Here is a 19,577-nt window from a genome sequence, read left to right as displayed (position 1 = left end):
ATGGACAGCAAATCAAATAATTGTTGGTGAGGAAGAACAATGATCACGAATATTGAAGAATTGTATGAAGCATTTAGTCAAGTCATGACGCATAAACGCTGGTGGGACACGGATAATAAATGGGAAATCCTATTAGGTGCAGTCTTGGTTCAGAACACTAATTGGAAAAATGTAGACTATGCACTGGAAAATTTATATCACACGACTCAATTTTTGCCAGAAAAAGTTTTGGCTTTAGAAAAAATCCAGCTACAGGATTTGATTCGGCCAAGTGGCTTTTATAAAGGGAAATCAAATACGATCATCGGGTTATTGACTTGGTTAGAAGGGTATCAATTTGACTTATCAATGGTTGCAGAGAAAGATTTTTCTGTGCTACGCAAGGAATTGTTGGCAATCAAGGGAATCGGTGATGAAACAGCTGATGCTTTATTGGTGTATGTCTTTGATCAGTCGACGTTTATCGCGGATAAATACGCACAGCGGATGTTTGAAAAATTCGGTTTTATCTCTACGGGCTATAAACAATTGAAGAGAAAGATTATTTGGCCCGACGTAATGGACACACTAAAAGCACAAAATCTACATGGCTGGATCATTCAATACGGACAGATGTATTTAAAAAATGACGAGATTTGGCAAAGCGGACCGCTGAAAAATTTTAAGCTCAAGTTAAGCGCGACCAATGCTTAACAAGTCATAAAGTCTCTAAGCTTTCTTTTAAAAGCCTTTCGTGGTATAACATGCTGTATGTTTTAGTTGTTAAAAAAGTAACCATTAATAATGAATAAGGGGCAATGAAATAAATGGTCACATTAAAATCAAAACGAGAAATCGACCAGATGAAAGAATCGGGCGCGATTTTAGCAGCGATTCATAAGCAATTACGGGAGATCATCAAACCAGGGATCACCACAAAAGAAATTGATCAATTTGTTCAAGAAAAAATCGAGGCGGCCGGAGCGACAGCTGCCCAAATTGGTTTTGAAGGCTATGAATTTGCTACATGTACCAGTGTGAATGATGAAATTTGTCATGGGTTTCCATCGAGTTATCGGCTGAAATCGGGCGATGTCCTGAAGGTGGATTTTTGTGTGGATTATCATGGTGCCATCTCAGATAGCTGCTGGACCTACGCAGTCGGTGAGATTGCACCAGAGCATCAAGCGTTAATGGATGTGACGAAAGAAGCGTTGATGATTGGAATCGCTCAGGCACAAGTGGGAAATCGAGTGGGAGATATCGGTCATGCCATTCAAACTTATGCAGAAGGGAAAGGTTATGGCGTGGTACAAGATTTTCTAGCTCATGGCATTGGCCCAACGATTCACGAAGAACCTTTCTTTCCGCATTTTGGTACAGCTGGAAAGGGCACACGCCTTAAGGAAGGAATGACCATTACAATCGAGCCGATGATTACTACCGGAACCTGGGAAGCGGGCATTGATGGCAATGGCTGGACTGCCCGTACGTTAGATGGTAGTTTTTGCGCACAATATGAGCATTCCATCGCGATTACTAAAGAAGGTCCTGTTATCATGACAGAACAAGGGGCATAATTTTGAAAAGGAGGATTCGTGAGGGCGAGTTCTCTTTTTTGTTATTTAGATAATTTAAATGTTTTGTTTTTTAGAACTTTGTTACTGAAAATGTTGCTATGAATTCAAATTTTTTAGTCAAAATTAAAATTAAAGGTATTTCGCTTTCCTATTTACAACACGCTTTTCGTTGTTATATTATATGGTTGTTGAATAATGAAAGCGCTATAAAGTTGGAGGGGTAGACAATGAATGTGGCAAAACTAGCTGAGAGACAGTTATTTCTAATGAAAGCTGAGAATTTGGAGAAACGTGTGCGTGCGTATTATGCTCAAACGCAGGACGTTGATTCTTTGATTGAGTACGGAGTCGCGATCCTTGTGCGGAGCTTTTTCTGCATGGGAAGCTTTGCGGAGCTGATCCAAGACTTGATTCAAGAGGTTTATTTTACAGTTGAACCCACTGCTGTCATGCGCCGATATTTGCCCTATTTTGAAGACTATTTCACCGCAGATGAGTGGCAAACAATAGTAAATCGCCTATTTGGCAATCATACAACCTACCTTGCGCAAACGGAAGAGGCGCGTGTAAATAAAGGCTATTTAGAACAAACTGGGACACTCGATAATCGGATTGAGGGTCTTGTTTATCGTGTAGAAGCCGTTTTTGAAGATACTATTGGGAAAAAACACAAGTTGACGATTCGTGATACCGACTCCACTTTTAATGAAGCGCAAACGATTCAAGTGTTGAATATATTGACGACCTTGAGTATTTTTGACACAGCTGATGTGCGGAAATACGAAACCTATGTGAGTTATCAAACACCGGGAAAAATCATTGCGACATCTCATAATTCCCGTCAAAAAACCAAACCAACAGCGAAGGAACCGGAAACCATCGCTGCTCAACAAGACGCTCAACAATCAGAAAAAGCTCCGAAAAAAATGGTAGCTGCTGCAAAAACGCGGTCATTTGCAGCTCCAGCATCTGCAGGGTCTGAAAAAGAGTCGAATAAGCCCGCAAGTAACAGTACGGCCACAAAGGAAAAACAATCCAGTCCTGCCAATCCGCCGAAAAATACCAACAGCCCATCACCGAGTGTCGAGGCGAAGAAAAAAGCAGCCACGAAAAAAGCCAATGAACTGCTGCAGCAACCAGATATGTCCTATAAACGTGTCAGCAAAAATGAAGAACAAATTCAGACCAACGGAAATAGTAAAAAGATGAAGAACAAAATAAATAATGCGCTGGGGCGGAGTAAGAACCGGAAAAGGAACAAAAGGAAATAGCAATCTTGTTTAGACAAGAATGTTTATTTGGCGAGCCCCAATAAAAGAAAGCTTTCAATTGCTTTTATGAGCGACGGACAAATATGAGTCACGTGGCTTATTTGGCGTGTCCAAATTAATTAAACGAGATTAAGTGAAGCGTGAAATGTCGGAGAAGGAGTCTGACGTTTCTTTTTTTTAGACAAATCAGCCAAATAGTCTAACTTTATGAATACAAGGAAGCGTCTCGTTTTCAATTATTTTTGGCTATTGGTAAGCTGAGTTTATCAAATTGAAGGGGGAAACATCATGAGATATACGAATGGGAATTATGAAGCATTTGCTAGACCAAGAAAACCGGCAGGCGTGGACGACAAGAGTGCCTATATCGTCGGAGCAGGTCTGGCAGGCTTAGCTGCAGCTGTTTTTTTAATTCGGGATGGACAAATGAAAGGCGAACACATCCATATTTTTGAAGAGCTTTCCTTGTCTGGCGGTTCATTAGATGGAAAATTTATTCCTCATGACGGCTTTGTAACTCGTGGCGGACGAGAAATGGAAAATCACTTTGAATGCTTGTGGGATTTATTCCGCTCAGTGCCTTCATTGGAAGTAGAGAATGCTTCGGTTTTAGATGAGTTCTATTGGTTGGATCATGATGATCCGAATTCATCAAATTGCCGGATCATCTACAATCGTGGAGAACGTGCAGAGGATGATGGTGATTTTACATTGTCGAAAAAAGCACAAAAAGAATTGGTTGAGCTTTTCATGACTTCAGAAGATCAACTGATTGGTAAGAAAATCGAAGACGTTTTTGGAGAAGAATTTTTTGCATCGAACTTCTGGTTGTACTGGTGTTCAATGTTTGCCTTTGAAAAATGGCATTCAGCGATTGAAATGCGCCGCTACGTGATGCGTTTCATTCACCATATCAAGGGCTTGCCAGATTTTACAGCATTGAAATTTACTCGCTACAATCAATATGAATCGTTAGTGAAACCATTATTGGCCTTCTTAAATGACCATGGAGTAGATTTCCAATATGAAACGAAAATCAATAATATTGAAGTCGAAGCTACTCCTGATAAAAAAGTAGCGAAAAAGATTCTGTTGACACGTTCAGATAAAGCTGAAGAGATCGACTTAACAGAAAATGATTTGGTTTTCGTTACGAACGGATCAATCACGGAGAGCTCTACAGAAGGCAATCATCATACCCCAGCACCGATTACTCATGAATTAGGCGGCAGCTGGAATCTTTGGAAAAACTTGGCAAAACAATCGAATGAATTTGGTCACCCTGAAGTTTTTTGTGACAACCTGCCAGATGAAAGCTGGTTTGTTTCTGCCACAGTGACTTGGGAAAACTTTGATATTGAACCGTATATTTCACGCTTGACTCAACGTAAATTGCGAACTGGGAAAGTGGTAACAGGCGGAATCATCACCATCAAGGATTCGAATTGGCTGATGAGCTTTGCGACACACCGTCAACCACATTTCAAAGAGCAAAGTGATCAACAAACGGTGACTTGGGTCTATGGTTTATTATCTAATACGCCTGGAAATTACATCAAAAAACCGATCGAACAATGCAGCGGGCAAGAGATCGTTCAAGAACTGATGTATCATTTAGGGGTTCCAGAAGAAGACATCAAGAAATTCTCTGAAGAATCATGCGTGGTAACACCAGTTTATATGCCGTTTATCACCTCGTATTTTATGTTGCGAGAACCTGGTGATCGTCCATTAGTCATTCCAAATGGCTCAGAGAACCTTGCCTTCATCGGCAACTTTGCTGAAACCGAACGTGATACTGTCTTTACGACAGAGTATTCAGTTCGAACAGCGATGGAAGCTGTTTACACATTCTTAGACATCGAACGGGGCGTGCCAGAAGTATTTGCCTCGGCCTATGATCTTCGGACGTTAGCTAATTCAGTCTATTATTTAAGTGATCGTAAGAAGCTTTCGGAAATGGATCTGCCATTTATTGAGAAAAAAGTGTTGGAGCATTTTGTGAAGAAAGTGGAGCATACCTATATTGGCGATGTGTTGAAGGAAAATCATTTACTGTAGGAGAAACATCCTAAGCTTAACGACCGAATCATCAGAGTTCAGCGTCAAGAAAAAAGAAAAATCCAAAAATTTCCTTTTCAAATTTTTGTGAGTTTTCGGTTTATTTTCGCAGATGTTGTTTATGAATCGATGTATATTCGTGAAAATGAGCTGATCTAAAAGTCTTTTAGAACTTTGGATCAGCTCGTCCTGTTTGTTATGAGATTTTTTCTAATGTTGCTGCTTGATTTATAGTATAATTCTAATAAATACATTGAGGGGGACAACGAATGATCAAAGTAGCAATTGTTGGATATGGAAATTTAGGGCGCGGAGTGGAACGGGCATTAAAGCAAAATGCGGATATGGAATTAGTTGGTGTTTTTACAAGAAGAAATCCCGAAACCGTTCAGACAGATGGCGCACCAGCCTTTGGACTAGATGAGTTAGACGCACAGAAGGGAACCATTGATGTGTGCATTTTGTGTGGTGGATCAGCAACGGATCTACCTGTCCAAACACCGGCGATCACGAAAAACTTTAATACGATCGATAGTTTTGATACCCACGCGAAGATTCCTGAGCACTTTACGAATGTCGATAAGGAAGCGAAGGAACATCAAACTGTTTCGATTATTTCCACCGGTTGGGACCCCGGCTTGTTTAGCTTGAATCGGTTATACGCGCAAAGTATTTTACCAGAAGGAGAGACCTATACTTTTTGGGGCAAAGGTGTGAGTCAAGGACATTCAGATGCTTTAAGAAGAATTGCAGGGGTTGCGGATGCGATCCAATACACGATTCCTAAAAGCGAAGTGATCGAGAAGCTAAAAGCTGGCGAGAAAATGGAATTGACGACTCGTGACAAACATTTACGAGAATGCTTTGTTGTTTTAGAGGCAGGAGCAGACGCTGAGGCGATCAAGAAAGAGATCGTTACGATGCCCAATTATTTCGATGAATATGATACGATCGTTCATTTTATTTCAGCCGAAGAATTGAAACGTGATCATCATGCGATGCCTCACGGCGGTACGGTGCTGCGTACAGGTACAACTCATAAAGAAACGAAACAAGTGATTGAGTACAATCTGCAATTAGAAAGCAATCCTGAATTTACTGCCAGCGTACTGGTCGCATATGCCAGAGCATGCGCTCGCTTGGCAAGAGAAAAACAATTCGGCGCCTTTACGGTATTAGACATTGCACCGAAATACTTGTCACCGATTGATGATGCAACATTGAGAAAAGAATTACTATAAGCAGTATTAAAGCGAAGTGATACCTAGCCAGCTAGGTCACTTCGCTTTTTTATATGTCGCTGATCAGCACTACCAGAGAGAATCGTTCCTCATCATAGTTGATATCCAAGTTCCCATTGTAGCTTTCGACGATGGAACGGACAGATTGCAATCCGATTCCGTGATCCTGTAGTTTTACTTTGGTTCAGAAGAAACGAGTGCCAGAAGGTGGGTTATCCAATCCAACTATTCGATTATTCTGCTTTTTTGTGGTAAATTTCAGGCACTAAAGTAACGAGATAGAGGTGAGCATCATGCGATTAACCCAAGAAGAAGTTCTAGAAAAAATCTATAATCTGATCTTAAATCCCAATACGCGCGAATGGGAACGGTATTTGTTAACGACAGCCAAAGATGGTTTAGAAGCTGACGTAAGCTTCAAAGATCAGGTTGCAAAGTTGGAAGCCGATTTGCGCCCGTTAGCTCTTCGGAATAATCTAACTCCGGACGTGACGGATTTTTATCAGGAGCTTACAGGTGACGAATCCAGTGAACTAAAAGCGGAAAAGCATGAGATTGATGATCCAGCTTTTCAAGAACGAGCGATTTTTGCGGGGGGCTGTTTCTGGTGTATGGTGGAGCCTTTCGAGACACATCCGGGCATCGTCTCAGTATTATCCGGGTATACTGGAGGAACGACAGAGCATCCCAGCTATGACCAAGTCAGCGGTGGCTACACTGGTCATGTCGAAGCGGTCGAGATTATTTTCGACACACGAATCGTCAGCTATCAAGAGCTGATGGAACTTTATTGGCAAATCATTGATCCCGCCGATGCGTTTGGGCAATTTCAAGATCGAGGCGTTCAATATCGTCCGATTATTTTTACCTTGAATGAAGAACAACGTGAAATTGCTGAGAAAAAGAAACTGACAGTGATCGAGTCAGGTGCTTATAAGAAACTGATCATTGTTGAAATAGAAGCAGCCCGCACATTTTGGCCGGCGGAAAATTACCATCAAGAATTCTACAAGAAGCAGCCGAAGCGCTACAAGGCCATCAAACGTGCGCGTCAGCAATTCCTGACCTATCAGCATTTAAAGGGAAAATTACGAACCGGATTCCTGCGAAGTAAATAAAACAAAAGAAATTTTTTTAAAGTGTTGACATTCGGCTAGGATGGGATTATATTATATACATACCAACCGAATGTATGAATAGGAGATACCAAGATGGCTCGGAATAAATACCCAGAAGAAACAGTAAATAAAATTTTGGATGTTTCGATGCAACTATTTTTAGAAAAAGGCTATGAACATACGTCAATCCAAGATATCGTCAATCATCTCGGCGGTTTATCAAAAGGAGCGATTTACCACCATTTCAAATCAAAGGAAGATATCCTCGATGGCGTGATGAATAAGCTTTATCAAAATAATGACAACGAGTTAGATCACCTGCGACTGCTTGAGAAAGATTCAAGTATGACCGGATTACAAAAGCTGCAGGCGCTGTTTACGACAGCGTTAGAAAGTCCCCGCCAGGATGACATGTTTCAAATGGCACCTGACTTTCTAAAAAATCCCCAGATGCTGGCGATGCAAATCGAGGGAATCTATACCGAATCGGTGCCGCACTTTGTTCAGCCGATCATTGAAGAAGGAATCGCGGATGGCTCGATCAAGACCGATTATCCTAAAGAGCTGGCGGAGATGATTCTGTTACTGATAAATATCTGGCTGATTCCATTGGTTCATGATGAAGATCCAAGTAGTGTAACCAACCGCTTTGCCCTCTTTCAAGAAATGATGGGTAAAATGGGCATTGAGATTTTTGATAAGGATGCAGTCAAGCGGCTTGAGAAATTTCGCAAGATGTACAATCAAAAAAATTAATTTCTGCCTTCTAGGCAGTTTTATTTAAAAGTTATACATACCGTCGTTCGGTATTTATATAATGAATGTTACTTCAACAAATGAAGCCAATAAAAAAGAAAAAGGAGTGTTTTAAAATGGAACAAAAAATGAATAAAAGCAATGTCTACGGTGTAAATGGTGAGAATCAAAAACAAAGAACAATGTTCGAACGAATCGGCGGAGGGATCACAGTAATCTTTTCAGGGATGTTTATTTTACCAATCCTATCGGTGCTAACCGGAGCTTTCGGCATCATCGGGATTGGTTTACCAGCAGTTGCCATGATGAATCTTTTTGGTATCCTGCATATTCCATTCAATGTACTGTTTGTTCAGTTGACCGGATTTCCTCAGGTGTTGGTTGGCTTTATCGTTGGTTTGATCTTTGTGGCTTTATCTATTGTTTGCGGCACCCTGTTGAAAAAGTATATGGCTATTGCCAAACGAATGATCTAAAAGAGGTACTGCTAGAAAAGTAGAAACAATACTTTCCGATTTTTATGAATTTCTGCTTTGCTCATCCAATAAATTGTCGTTTCGAAACAATACGTTCAATTTGAAAATAACCATCAATTGTTGCGTATATTTGTGAATAGGCAAAGAGGAGAGTGAATATGAATGTTTAAAGTGTTGTTAGTTTTAACGTTAGTCGGGTTGTTGCTATCATCCGGTTCTAGCAAGAAAAAAGTAGGTTAGCCAATTGGATATATTCTTATCGTTTGTTCAAGGAGTTTGCCTAAGTGTAGTATTAGTATTAATTGAAAAGATCGAACATGAATCTAATAGGCAGAGGTGAAATCCTCTGTCTTTTTTTACAGAAATCGTCTTTCTCTTTGTCAAATAATTAAGGTATGATGAGAAGGTGTATAAGTCAAATTTATGGGAGGAAGATGGGTGTTTGTTCATGAACTTAAATTAACTGATTTTCCTAAAAAGATCGTTTATCCATTTGATGTTTTTGCGGTTCAAGAAATTTTTCGCAAAGGGAGTCTAAGCTTTGAACAACCGGTTACTTTTCTATCTGGAGACAATGGGACGGGGAAATCCACCATTCTAGAAGCGATTGCGGTTGCCTATGGAATTAATCCGGAAGGCGGCAGTCAGAACTTTAATTTTCAAACTGTGGAGAGTCACTCTGAATTACATGAGTCAGTGCGTTTAGTTAGAAAGGGAAATCTTCCTAAGACAAAATTTTTCCTTCGTTCGGAGACTTATTAAAATGTTGCCTCTGAATTGGAATACATGGCGAAGGATGATGGCGAAGTTGCTTTTGCCTCCTATGGTGGAAAGTCTCTACACACCCGCTCTCATGGAGAAGGACTGTTGTCGATCATTGAAAATCGTTTCGGTAAGGAAGGCTTTTATCTGTTAGATGAGCCGGAAGCAGGTCTTGCGACGAGTCGTCAATATACGTTGCTGCGAGAAATTCACCGCCTAGTTGAGACAGGAAGTCAACTGATTATCGCCACCCATTCTCCGATTCTGATGGCCTATCCTGCTGCAACGATTTATCAGTTCTCAGAAGCCGGACTGGAGCAACTACCGTTAGAAGAGACCCTTGCTTATAAAGAAACGAAGCTTTTTTACGACGACCATAAGCGTATGTTGCATTATTTGTTGGATTGATTCAGGGGTTTTCCTTTTTCTAGTTCACAATGCCAGTGTTAGAATAATTCTAGCTAGAAAATGGGAGATGGAAAATTTGCGCTACTTAAAAAAATACGGCTTCTATTTTTTACTCATCGCGGTAATCGCTGATTTTTTGACGCCGTACGTCTTAGGAATATTTTACCCAAAGCTCAATCAGTTGATTGCTGTAATCAGCCTGTTTGGGGATATAGATAGCCCAGTTCGAAGTGCTTTCTTGATTTGGTCAGTAGTTGCTGGTAGTTTTTATACGCTATCGTTGCCAGCAATCTATGCAGCTTTGAAAGAAACTTCGAAGGGACTAGCTAGTTTAGCTACCGCAGCGATCGGGCTGTATGGTATTGGTGATTGTATTTTTACTGGCTTGTTTAGCGTCGATTCTGTTGAAGTTCAGTGGGATTTCTCGACTTGGGTGCACAATATCGGCTCAGGGATCGGTTATACTGGCTTTTTGCTGTTTCCTTTAATCTTGTATTGGATTTACAAAAAACAGAACAATCCTTACGAAAGCCGGCGCTATTTAAAATTATTTGTTTTAAGTGTAACAATTGCTTCGATGTATGGACTGGCTCGTATCCCGCAATTGAATCAATTCATCATTTTTCAACAGCTAGGCTTTTGGCAGAGGCTCAGTTTTGTTTTTAATTATTTGCCGATTGTTCTTTTTACTTGGAGCCAGATTAAAAATCCTGTAAACCGATGAGCATTAGCTGCTGTGTTTACAGGATTTTTCTATTTGATTTTATAATCTTTGTAAAATACTTCCAACATAAAATTTATTTGACTTAAGCCAGACTCTTCCTAGTTCGATAATCGAATCATCTTCTAGATGAACCAATTGTTCTTGATAAAGTAATGGAGAATTTTCTTCTATATGAAGTAGTTCGGAAATTGTCTTAGTAGATGGAACAGCCGCAAAAGAAGTTTCACTATAAGCCACCTTATGTTCACTGTATTTTTCAACTATATTAAAAAGACTTTCGTGAGCATAATCTGCAGTATCGATATTGGGCGCTAATTGGATATTAATATTATTTTGAATGAACATGACCACTTCATCATGCACCGTTCGTGTTCGCTCAATAAAAAGATAGTCGTCGCCAATATTGATTTTTAGCTGCTCAGCAATTTTTTCATCTGCCTTCTTTTTTTCTAAATTGATTAATTCTGTCTCAAAATCAATGCCTTGGCTTTTCATTGATTCAGAGAAAGAGATCAAACCTTCTGCTAAAGGAAAGCTGATGTTTTCGTCAATGACAAAGGTACCTTTGCCTTGCTTTTGAGTTAAAACCTTTTCTTCTACCAGTAATGAGATAGCCTTCTTGATCGTACCGCGACTTACATCGAAAAGTTCCATGAGATCTTTTTCTGTAGAAATTTTATCTCCCTTTTTCCATTCGCCTTTTTCAATTTTCTTCTTAATATAATCCATCACTTGTTCGTAAATTGGTACTAATGAATTCTTATCGATTTCCATAAAATCAAATTCTCCTAACCCTTAGTCGAAAAGTTCTTGATATCATTATATCCAATTTTACATGCGATATGTAGGGATAATTTCTTTGAAATGGAACTAAATGACATTCGTTCTTTCTCGATAGCTATGATCTATTCGGGAAAATTACGTTCTTATGATAGAAACAAGATCGCCAACATTAATAGTTGGAAGAGGTTTCTGCTCAACATGAATAGTTCCTGGCAGCTCGCTTATTGCAGCACCATCGAAATTGACAGTAATATGACCAAGCTGCCGTAGATTTTCTTCTGCAACTTTCCCTACAGCAGTTATTGCATATCTTTCATTGTTAAAGCAAAGAACCATATCAGGAACAATTCTTTCCTGAATTGGCGTAACCATAATTTTATAGCAAAAATCACTAAGTTCAGGCGGCGCTTCTTCGCCGAAAAATAGCAGCATGTTCTCCTGTTTAAATTCTTCCGCATCCTGCCCAATCGCAATTACCGTAGTTTCAAAGATTTTCATTGTTATTCCTCCTATTATTTTTTGAAATCCTGTTGACAAATGAAAGCGTTCCTATTACTATACCATTATAGACGTTTATATATGTATAGTAACAAATAGCTTTCGGCACCGTCAAGTAAAGGAGGACATTCTAGCTTTAAAGAAGGATCAATTAATTAGAGAAAGGAAGATTTATTATGGATTTTTTGATTAACATCGCAGAACACTTTACTGGTTTGTTTCAAGCGGGAGCAGATCAATTCACTTCATTTGTTGGAGGAATGATCCCGTTGATTGCTTGTCTGATTCTTTTTGTTAACGCTCTTATTCAATTTATCGGCGAAGATCGAGTCTTTGGTTTTATGAAGAAGATGACTCGTTTCACACTTTTGAGATACACCGTTATTCCTTTCTTGGCTTGTTTCTTTCTAACGAACCCAATGTGTTATACCTTTGGAACCTTTTTAGAAGAAGAATACAAGGCAGGGTTCTATGATTCAACTGTTTCAATGCTGCACCCGATCACTGGTTTGTTTCCACATGCCAATTCCTCAGAACTATTCGTTTGGCTAGGGGTCTCAGGCGGGTTTGCATCAGTCGGAAATCAAAGTGATTTGGCCATTCGTTTCTTATTAACAGGTTTTGTCATTTGTCTGATTCGCGGCATTGTAACTGAGCAATTAGCCAAACGCTTCGCAGCCAGAAGAACAGCGGAAGTTTCTTAAAATAGAAATTCAGCAGGAATGAAAAGAGAACTGGGGAGGAAATAACATGTTCAATACGATAAAGATTTCTCATGGTAATGGCGGCTGGGGCGGACCTTTAGTTGTAACGCCTACAGCTGAAAAGAAATATGTGATCAGTGTGACGACAGGCGGAATCAATCCAGTAGCAGAACGTATCGCCGAATTATCTGGAGCGACGGTAATTGACCAATTTACTAATCCGATTGATACCAAGGAAGCATTTTGTGCAGTAATTGACTGCGCAGGAATTGCTCGTTGTGGAACATATCCAAAATTAGGAATTCCGACAGTAAATGTAAAATTAGGTTCACCTTCTGGTCCGTTAGCAAAATATATTACGGAGGATATTTTTGTTTCAGGAGTAACGCCTACGAGTATTACTTTAGCTGCTGAAGGAGAAGAAGCAACTATTAATCAGACAAGTACTGAAAAGGAAAATGCAGGAGTCAAGAAGAGCATCACGAAAGAAGCACGTGAAAAGTACGAGTCGAATAAAACAAAAAGCAATGGCATGATGGATGCTATCAACAAAGTAGGGGTAACCGTTGGAAATGTAATCAACGTCATCTATCAAGCCGCACGAGATACTGTTGATACAATTATTCGAAATATCATTCCTTTCATGCTGTTTGTATCTGTTCTAATCGGTATTATTAACTACACAGGTTTTGCAGATGTCATTGCAAACTTATTATCCCCATTAGCTGGAAGTATTTGGGGTCTGATCGCGATCGGTCTGTTTTGTAGTATCCCATTCCTTTCGCCGTTGATTTGTCCAGGAGCAATCATCGCGTCAGTGATCAGTCTATTAATCGGGAATCAAATTGCTTCGGGAACGATTCCGGCACATTATGCTTTACCGGCGTTGTATGCGGTGAATTGCCAGGTGGGTTCTGATTTTGCTCCAGTTGGCCTGACATTAATGGAAGCAAAACCTGAAACCATTGAAAATGGAGTGCCAGCCTTTCTGATTGGGAAATTATTGACAGGACCATTGGCAATTGTGATTGCTTACTTTGCTTCATTTGGTCTATAGAGGATAGGAGCGAGAGTGATGGATGAAATAAAGATTTTATTTGTGATAATTCTAGTCTGGTTGCTAGGAACGATCTCTTCTTATTTTCATTGGAAAAAAGTCAACGGCAAGCTTAGTGAATTGAAGCAGAATTTTACTGGTTATTTAGGAACTGGAATAAGCAAAGTCAACTTTTTCAGAAAAGTAATGGTCATTATCGTTGCAGACTTTGATGGGAAAATTACAGATTGTCAGTATTTATATGGGTGGACAACCTTTTCTAACTTTAGACAAAAATCTGAGCTGGTTGGCTGTGGCGTGGATTCAGTCTTGGAGAAAGCGAACGGAGACAAGTTCTATGATGCGCTGAAATTATCCCTAAACAAAATTCAAGAACAACGAGGCTAAGTCAATGAAAGACGTTAACGCAGAATACTATATTGGAATCGATATCGGTACTACTTCAATCAAGACAGTAGTCTACGATGAAAGATTCAACATCTGCTTTCATGTTGGTAAGAGATACAACTATACCGCAACCGAAGACGGCTGGAGGGAAATTGATCCGACTATTTGGTCAACGATCGTTCTTGAACAATTAGCAGAAATTTTTTCCAATTTTCCGTACCAGAAAATAGAAGCGATCGGCGTTACCGGACAAATGCATACAACCGTATTCTTAGATCAAGCGCAGCAGCCAGTGCGACCAGCCATCATGTGGAATGATGAGCGAACAATTGATGTGGTAAAGAAAATCAAAACGGAATTACCGAAAAATTCGCAAACTGAAAATATTTTAGCTATTGTCTCAACAGGCAGTCCTTTAGCCAATCTTATTTGGCTGAAGCAATTTGAGCCAGAACATTACGAACGTTTAGGGAAAATCTTGATAGCCAAGGATTATGTTCGCCTGATTCTTACTGGGGAGCTGTTTACAGATTATTGCGATGCATCAACCAGCAGTTTATATAATGTGACTACTGAACAATGGTCTGAAGAGGTTTTATCCACATTCCAGCTTTCCGAAAAAATACTGCCAGAGGTTGGCTATGCTTCTAGTCGTGCGGGCACCCTGGATCTATCCTTGTTCGATATTGAAGGAAAGAAAGGAATTCCTGTAGTAGTTGGAACTGGGGATAATGTCGCTTCGGCGATTGCAAATCAAAACCAACAGGTCCAGCAGCCGATTATTTCTTTAGGAACATCAGGAGTAGTAATTCTATCAAACAGATGTAATGAGCGGCTGACCACCGGGAAAAATATACTAGCTAAAATCGCCAAAGAAGACCAGCGGGTTATCACGCAAGGAGCATTGCAAAGCGGTGCGAAAGTGATCGAGTGGTGGTCAGAGAACATCATTCAGCAAGATATTACTCAATTTGAAGCAAGGCTAACAACTAAACTAGGTGAGAACCAAGTGATTTTCTTTCCCTATCTGAACGGGGATAAGACCTTGTTTAAAGAGAGCAAACTCTCCGGAGCATTCTTTGGCATTGATTTAAATAGCGAACAAGATGATTTTTCATTGGCAGTTTATGAAGGAACCGCCTTTGCAATCAAGAGATTGATGCAACAAATGCGGCCGTTGCAAAAAAATGATAAATGCCTGCTGATTGGCGGCGGCGCTAAAAGTCAGCTTTGGCCGCAAATATTTGCCAATGTTTTAAATTGTGTAATCCAGATCAATTGTACTGCCCGCGAAGCCAATTGTGGTGCGGCAATGCTGGCTTATTATCACTGTCACCAACGGTATCCCGTTCTACCAAATGAGCTGCGGGAATATGAACCAGAAGAAATATTAGTAAAAAAATATCAGAACAACTATCAAGCATTTATCACTTATTCAGATGCGTTGATTAAAAAGGAAAGGAGCGAAAATGATGAAGCGTGAAGCAATAACTCCTCCCTTTTTCACAGTTAGCCCTAAGTCTTATTTAGTAGGTAATGAGCTGCTAGAATTAGCAAAGTTGACCGATCAGTATGCAAAGGAACATGAATCTACGATTTTTTTTGTTGCACCGGCTACAGAATTGGTAAATATTGTTCAGAATACGGAACACGTCATTGTAACTGCACAAACGGCGGATGCTAACGGATTAGGAAGAGGAATGGGGAGGACAATCTTGGAATCCCTCAAAGAAAATGGTGTACAAGCGACATTCTTAAATCACATGGAACATCAATTAACAATAAAAGAATTAAGCACAACAATCATACGTGCCAAAGAATTAGGGATCATTACTATTGTATGTGCAGACACACCAGATGAAGCAGCTGCAGTGGCAATGCTTGATCCGGATATTGTACTCTGTGAACCGAATCATTTAGTAGGGACAGGAACATTGAGCGATGAGAAATATATTGCAGATACAATGGCGGCTGTAAGAAAAGTAAATCCAGATATTTTAATCATGGAAGGGGCTGGAATTACTTGTGGTGCAGATGTTCGTCGCTTGATTCGTTTAGGTGCGCAAGGTACGGGGATATCTAGCACTTTGGCATTAGCCGAGAATAAAGAGGAGCTGCTATCTGATTTATTAGGAGCGTTGAGATGAAAAAGGAGTGTGAAAAGGAATGCCATTAGTCAACGGAAATTTATTAGTTGAATTCATTCAGGAACAACAAGTAGTGGGCGGTGCCTTTAATACAACCAATTTGGAAACAACAGTAGGTATCTTGGAGGCTGTTGAAGAAACCAAAATTCCAAGTTTCATCCAAATTGCTCCTTCTAATATTGGATTAGCCGGCTATGAAGGCATTGTGGAAATGGTTAAGCGCCAAGCTCGCTTCATGGATACACCAGTAGCGCTGCATTTGGACCATGGGAAAAAACTGACGGATTTTAAAGCAGCGGTACGTGCTGGATTTAATTCAGTAATGATTGATGGTGCAGAGTTTGATTTTGAAGAAAATATTCGTTATACCAAAGCAGCCGTCGATTTTGCGAAAGCCTATGGCGTTCCGGTGGAAGCCGAATTAGGTGCGATTAAGGGAAAAGAAGATGATCATGTCAGCGAAGCAGATTGTAAAACAGATCCAAAGCAGGTGAAAGAGTTTGTGGAACGAACAGGCTGTGATCTATTGGCGGTTTCTGTGGGGAATGTTCATGGGATGGATGAAGAACCGCAGATTGATTTTGACTTATTAGCAAAAATCGCTGAAGAATCGGCTGTTCCTTTAGTCATTCATGGCGGATCCGGGATTTCTTCAAGTGATTTAAAACGAATGAAAAGCTACAATGTAGTCAAAATAAATGTAGCAAGTGAATTACGCCAAAGCTATATTCAGAGTATTGGCCATGCCTATGATAGCAATCCTGCTGAGGCTAATTTGATCGCTGTTTTGACAAATGCAAAAAACTCGGTTCAGAAAAAAACTGTAGAAAAGATCAAAGAACTGAATAGATAACTACTACGAATAACGAGTCAACAAACGGTCGATGTTTGTTGGCTTCTTTTGTGAGCTAGGCTACTTAATTTATTGATTGAATTTTAGCGGGAAAACTCTTTATTTTGACTAAAAATATTTGTGTTACCGTTTCTCTACCTATATGATGGAGAAAGAAATAATCGAAACAGCAGCGTAAATTAGCTGACGGACTGAGTTGTAATAATACAACTGATTATGCTAAACTTATTATGACGACAATCACAAAAAATAGATGAGAGGCGATTTTGGTCCGGCGCACTATTCATTCCGTAATTAAAGGATTTTAGTGAAACGTGGAAAAGTATTCTGACAATGAATAAACTGAAAATTTTCGGATGAAAAGACAGTTTATTTGTTGTGCAGAAATTTTTCACGTTTTTTTGTTGTCTGTTGGATTGTCGTCAGTGAGAAAGAGGAATAAAAAATGATGGAATATATTAAACAGGATGTCCCGATTTTTAGTCACAGCAAGGATTCAATTTGGTTAGATGCGCATTTAGCGCCTCAAATGTTGGCGGCCCACTTGGATACCGAATTTGATGGGGCCACGAGAAATGCGGAATATATAAATCAATCTATGGCGTGGTTGACACAAAAATGTCCGGCACAGTCGTTTCCTAAGCTGCTGGATCTGGGTTGCGGTCCTGGGATTTATGCTGAAAAATTTTATGAGGCAGGTTATCAAGTCAAAGGGATTGATTTTTCTAAATTGAGTATTGCTCATGCTGCGAAGTCAGCTGAAGAAAAGCAATACGTCATTGATTATCAATGCGGGGACTACTTGAAAGAGGATTTAGGGAGCGAGGCCTATGATCTTATCGTCTTGATCTATTGTGATTTGGGTGTTTTTTCACCAGAGGATCGAAAGCGCGTATTTCAAAAGGTTTATGCTGCGCTAAAAAAAGGTGGAAGATTCATTTTTGATGTCTTCACTCCGAAGAAATATGCGGACTTCGAAGCGGCGAGAACTTGGCAGCTGGAGAAAAATAATTTTTGGACGCAGGAAACGTGTGTACACTTAACAGCACAGAAAAATTACTCTGGAACCAATACCTATTTGGATCAGCATTATTTGCTTTATCCAGATAAGATCAAAGAATTTTTCATTTGGGAAACGGTCTTTGAACAAGAACAACTGCTTATGGAATTAAGCACTATAGGTTTTGAAAGCAGTGAAGTTTTTGGAGATATTCGTGGAATGAAAGCTACAGAGGATTCAGAAACGATTTGTTTCGTTGTTGAAAAATAAAAAAAGGGCAGTTTCTGAATTGTTAGAAACTGCCTTTTTGAGTATTAATGAAGAAGAAAGGAAAGCATGAAACCAGCAAGATCAAACAGGTAATGAACGGCAAAGCTGGTAAGAATAGAGTTTGACTGTTCATAACTGCGATTAAACCAAAATCTGGCAGAACCTTGAAGCGCAATCACTTGAAGGATCGTTAATAGGATAGACCCATTGAAATAGGTCCAGTAATGAATTAGACCGAATATGATGCTAACAAGGATATTTGCTACTAAAGGTGAAGCTTTTAATTTGAATAAGTCATAGAAATAAATACTGAATAGTTCTTCGCCTATCAAGGCAAAGGGCATAATTAAAAAGAAAAACCAAATTGGATTATCTGCTGCTGGATTTCCTTTGTGGGTGTGAGTAATCGCAACAATCAATATCCCTAAAACAAAAGAGAAAAGCTGGGCGATGAGGAAATACTTGATAAAATTCTTCCAGAATTGAACTGGTTTTTGATAAAGCTTTTCGTATGCTTTAAAGCCAAAAACAAGGCAATAGGCGATCGTGCCAAAAATCAAAAGAGAAAAATAGCCGATATAGGGAATAGAGATAAAGTGATTTACATTGCTAACAAGATAGAAACCAAGTCCGACGAGCAGCGTTGCGACGATGATCTTAGAATAATTCAATTGTCTAGTCATTTTTTTCCTCCTAAGGAAGCTTCGTTATGGTTCGTTTTTTTGAACAAAATTAGCGTTAACAATAAAAGAATTACGCCTGAAATTGTAAAAAATAGGTTTTGCCGCCTTGATGATCCCGTTTTAGGCAGTAATTTTTTATCAGAGAATACCTGTGTTTCTGATTGGATTGACTGGCTCTCTTTTGTCCTTTCAGCGGAAGAAACTTGCGATTTTTCCGTTGTTGCGACTGGGCTAGTTTGTTCGGAGCCAGCGGCTGATTCTTTTTTTGGTTCAGTCGCTTTTTTTTCATTATTTATCACTTGCTTAGCAGGTGACTCGTCACTGCTTTGTGGTTCCTTTTCGAGCGCAGATGTTTCTGAATTATGCTGTTTATCAGTAAAATCATCCTTGATTGATTCAGGTGTATTTGTTTTCTGATCAATTATTTGTACGCTTGATGAGGTAGCTGTTGTCGGTACCTCCGTTGTTGTCTCAGTGACAGGTGTGCTTTCAGGGATTGTCGTTGGTTCGGTATAAGGTTCTGGAATCACTTCGCCGCCATCACTATACCAATGGTTGCCGTCACGATAAAGTGTTAAACTTCCGTTATCATTATGAAGGAATAAACGATTCTCATCATTGGAGCTATCGGTTTCGTAAAGTGTCCCGTTGACTAAATATTTGTGTGAAGAAAAATTAACCGCTCCATTTGTATTTCCAAATGCGTGAAACGGAAAGACGACGATTGTCGAGAGTGTAAGTCCGAATCCAATAGCGATTTTTTGTTTAATAGTTTTCATTTCAAAATCCTTTCCTGTTGTTTTGATACTTGTTAGTTGT

At 39.7% G+C, this 19,577-nt stretch carries 22 protein-coding genes and 1 pseudogene; 18 read left to right on the top strand and 5 right to left on the bottom strand.

The window, feature by feature from the left end:
* Positions 1-39: 39 nt before the first annotated feature.
* The 5 genes from AUF14_RS11335 (at position 40) to AUF14_RS11315 (ending at position 6,132) form a co-directional block, all read left to right on the top strand.
* Positions 40-693, top strand: a complete 654-nt coding sequence (locus AUF14_RS11335) for an endonuclease III domain-containing protein (RefSeq protein ID WP_016179700.1) — start codon at positions 40-42, stop codon at positions 691-693.
* A 113-nt stretch (positions 694-806) separates the two neighbouring features.
* On the top strand, positions 807-1,559 hold the full coding sequence (map, locus tag AUF14_RS11330; protein WP_049218762.1) for a type I methionyl aminopeptidase: 753 nt from the start codon (positions 807-809) through the stop codon (positions 1,557-1,559).
* Between the two features lie 227 nt (positions 1,560-1,786).
* The gene (locus AUF14_RS11325) at positions 1,787-2,830 is read left to right on the top strand and encodes a hypothetical protein (RefSeq protein ID WP_102866046.1); all 1,044 of its coding nucleotides are present in this window, start codon (positions 1,787-1,789) and stop codon (positions 2,828-2,830) included.
* A 288-nt stretch (positions 2,831-3,118) separates the two neighbouring features.
* Positions 3,119-4,891, top strand: coding sequence for an oleate hydratase (locus AUF14_RS11320; RefSeq protein ID WP_049218336.1), 1,773 nt, complete (start codon positions 3,119-3,121; stop codon positions 4,889-4,891).
* 269 nt (positions 4,892-5,160) lie between these two features.
* Positions 5,161-6,132, top strand: coding sequence for a diaminopimelate dehydrogenase (locus AUF14_RS11315; RefSeq protein WP_049218338.1), 972 nt, complete (start codon positions 5,161-5,163; stop codon positions 6,130-6,132).
* A gap of 49 nt (positions 6,133-6,181) precedes the next feature.
* Here AUF14_RS11315 and AUF14_RS23265 read toward each other — a convergent pair.
* Positions 6,182-6,301 (bottom strand): annotated as a pseudogene (locus AUF14_RS23265) (GHKL domain-containing protein); the annotation flags it as partial.
* 124 nt (positions 6,302-6,425) lie between these two features.
* Here AUF14_RS23265 and msrA point away from each other — a divergent pair.
* From msrA to AUF14_RS11285, 6 genes are all read left to right on the top strand, one after another.
* Entirely contained in the window at positions 6,426-7,250 is an 825-nt protein-coding gene (gene msrA / locus AUF14_RS11305) for a peptide-methionine (S)-S-oxide reductase MsrA (protein ID WP_049218340.1), read from the top strand.
* A 93-nt stretch (positions 7,251-7,343) separates the two neighbouring features.
* Positions 7,344-8,006 carry a TetR/AcrR family transcriptional regulator gene (locus AUF14_RS11300; protein WP_016179706.1) on the top strand — a complete coding sequence of 221 codons (663 nt, stop codon included), beginning with the start codon at positions 7,344-7,346 and terminating at the stop codon, positions 8,004-8,006.
* Positions 8,007-8,122: 116 nt separating this feature from the next.
* Complete coding sequence (locus AUF14_RS11295) at positions 8,123-8,482, top strand: hypothetical protein (RefSeq protein ID WP_102866045.1); 360 nt, start codon at positions 8,123-8,125, stop codon at positions 8,480-8,482.
* Positions 8,483-8,920: 438 nt separating this feature from the next.
* The gene (locus AUF14_RS22805; RefSeq protein WP_225844220.1) at positions 8,921-9,244 is read left to right on the top strand and encodes an AAA family ATPase; all 324 of its coding nucleotides are present in this window, start codon (positions 8,921-8,923) and stop codon (positions 9,242-9,244) included.
* Between the two features lie 24 nt (positions 9,245-9,268).
* Positions 9,269-9,652, top strand: coding sequence for an AAA family ATPase (locus AUF14_RS22800; RefSeq protein ID WP_225844219.1), 384 nt, complete (start codon positions 9,269-9,271; stop codon positions 9,650-9,652).
* A 76-nt stretch (positions 9,653-9,728) separates the two neighbouring features.
* Positions 9,729-10,376: a DUF998 domain-containing protein gene (locus tag AUF14_RS11285; RefSeq protein WP_049218344.1), complete on the top strand. Its 648-nt coding sequence runs from the start codon at positions 9,729-9,731 to the stop codon at positions 10,374-10,376.
* A gap of 39 nt (positions 10,377-10,415) precedes the next feature.
* Here AUF14_RS11285 and AUF14_RS11280 read toward each other — a convergent pair whose 3' ends face one another.
* Together AUF14_RS11280 and AUF14_RS11275 are read right to left on the bottom strand one after the other, a co-directional pair.
* The gene (locus AUF14_RS11280; RefSeq protein WP_048719329.1) at positions 10,416-11,150 is read right to left on the bottom strand and encodes a GntR family transcriptional regulator; all 735 of its coding nucleotides are present in this window, start codon (positions 11,148-11,150) and stop codon (positions 10,416-10,418) included.
* Positions 11,151-11,294: 144 nt separating this feature from the next.
* Entirely contained in the window at positions 11,295-11,657 is a 363-nt protein-coding gene (locus AUF14_RS11275; RefSeq protein ID WP_048719332.1) for a PTS glucitol/sorbitol transporter subunit IIA, read from the bottom strand.
* A 176-nt stretch (positions 11,658-11,833) separates the two neighbouring features.
* Between AUF14_RS11275 and srlA the strand changes: the two genes are divergently transcribed.
* The 7 genes from srlA (at position 11,834) to AUF14_RS11240 (ending at position 18,075) form a co-directional block, all read left to right on the top strand.
* On the top strand, positions 11,834-12,361 hold the full coding sequence (gene srlA / locus AUF14_RS11270; protein WP_016179717.1) for a PTS glucitol/sorbitol transporter subunit IIC: 528 nt from the start codon (positions 11,834-11,836) through the stop codon (positions 12,359-12,361).
* Between the two features lie 46 nt (positions 12,362-12,407).
* Entirely contained in the window at positions 12,408-13,418 is a 1,011-nt protein-coding gene (gene srlE / locus AUF14_RS11265) for a PTS glucitol/sorbitol transporter subunit IIB (RefSeq protein ID WP_049218346.1), read from the top strand.
* An 18-nt stretch (positions 13,419-13,436) separates the two neighbouring features.
* Positions 13,437-13,805 (top strand): transcriptional regulator GutM, encoded by a 369-nt coding sequence (locus AUF14_RS11260; protein WP_016179719.1) that lies wholly within the window; start codon positions 13,437-13,439, stop codon positions 13,803-13,805.
* A 4-nt stretch (positions 13,806-13,809) separates the two neighbouring features.
* A complete protein-coding gene (locus AUF14_RS11255) occupies positions 13,810-15,288 on the top strand; it encodes a xylulokinase (RefSeq protein WP_049218348.1) in 1,479 nt (492 codons plus the stop codon).
* Entirely contained in the window at positions 15,278-15,952 is a 675-nt protein-coding gene (locus tag AUF14_RS11250; protein ID WP_225844218.1) for a triose-phosphate isomerase, read from the top strand. The genes AUF14_RS11255 and AUF14_RS11250 overlap by 11 nt, the downstream gene beginning before the upstream one ends.
* Positions 15,953-15,971: 19 nt before the next feature.
* Complete coding sequence (locus AUF14_RS11245) at positions 15,972-16,805, top strand: class II aldolase (RefSeq protein ID WP_049218352.1); 834 nt, start codon at positions 15,972-15,974, stop codon at positions 16,803-16,805.
* Between the two features lie 445 nt (positions 16,806-17,250).
* A complete protein-coding gene (locus AUF14_RS11240) occupies positions 17,251-18,075 on the top strand; it encodes a class I SAM-dependent methyltransferase (protein ID WP_016179724.1) in 825 nt (274 codons plus the stop codon).
* Between the two features lie 44 nt (positions 18,076-18,119).
* Here the strand turns inward: AUF14_RS11240 and AUF14_RS11235 are convergent, their stop codons facing one another.
* Entirely contained in the window at positions 18,120-18,758 is a 639-nt protein-coding gene (locus AUF14_RS11235) for a CPBP family intramembrane glutamic endopeptidase (protein WP_049218354.1), read from the bottom strand.
* Positions 18,755-19,537 carry an LPXTG cell wall anchor domain-containing protein gene (locus AUF14_RS11230; protein ID WP_102866044.1) on the bottom strand — a complete coding sequence of 261 codons (783 nt, stop codon included), beginning with the start codon at positions 19,535-19,537 and terminating at the stop codon, positions 18,755-18,757. Before AUF14_RS11230 ends, AUF14_RS11235 begins: the two co-directional genes overlap by 4 nt.
* Positions 19,538-19,577: the final 40 nt, after the last annotated feature.

The sequence above is a fragment of the Enterococcus avium genome (assembly GCF_002891025.1).
GTDB lineage: Bacteria > Bacillota > Bacilli > Lactobacillales > Enterococcaceae > Enterococcus_A > Enterococcus_A avium.
The sequence above is the reverse complement of the archived record's forward strand: the minus strand, read 5'-3'. Positions and strand labels throughout refer to the sequence as shown.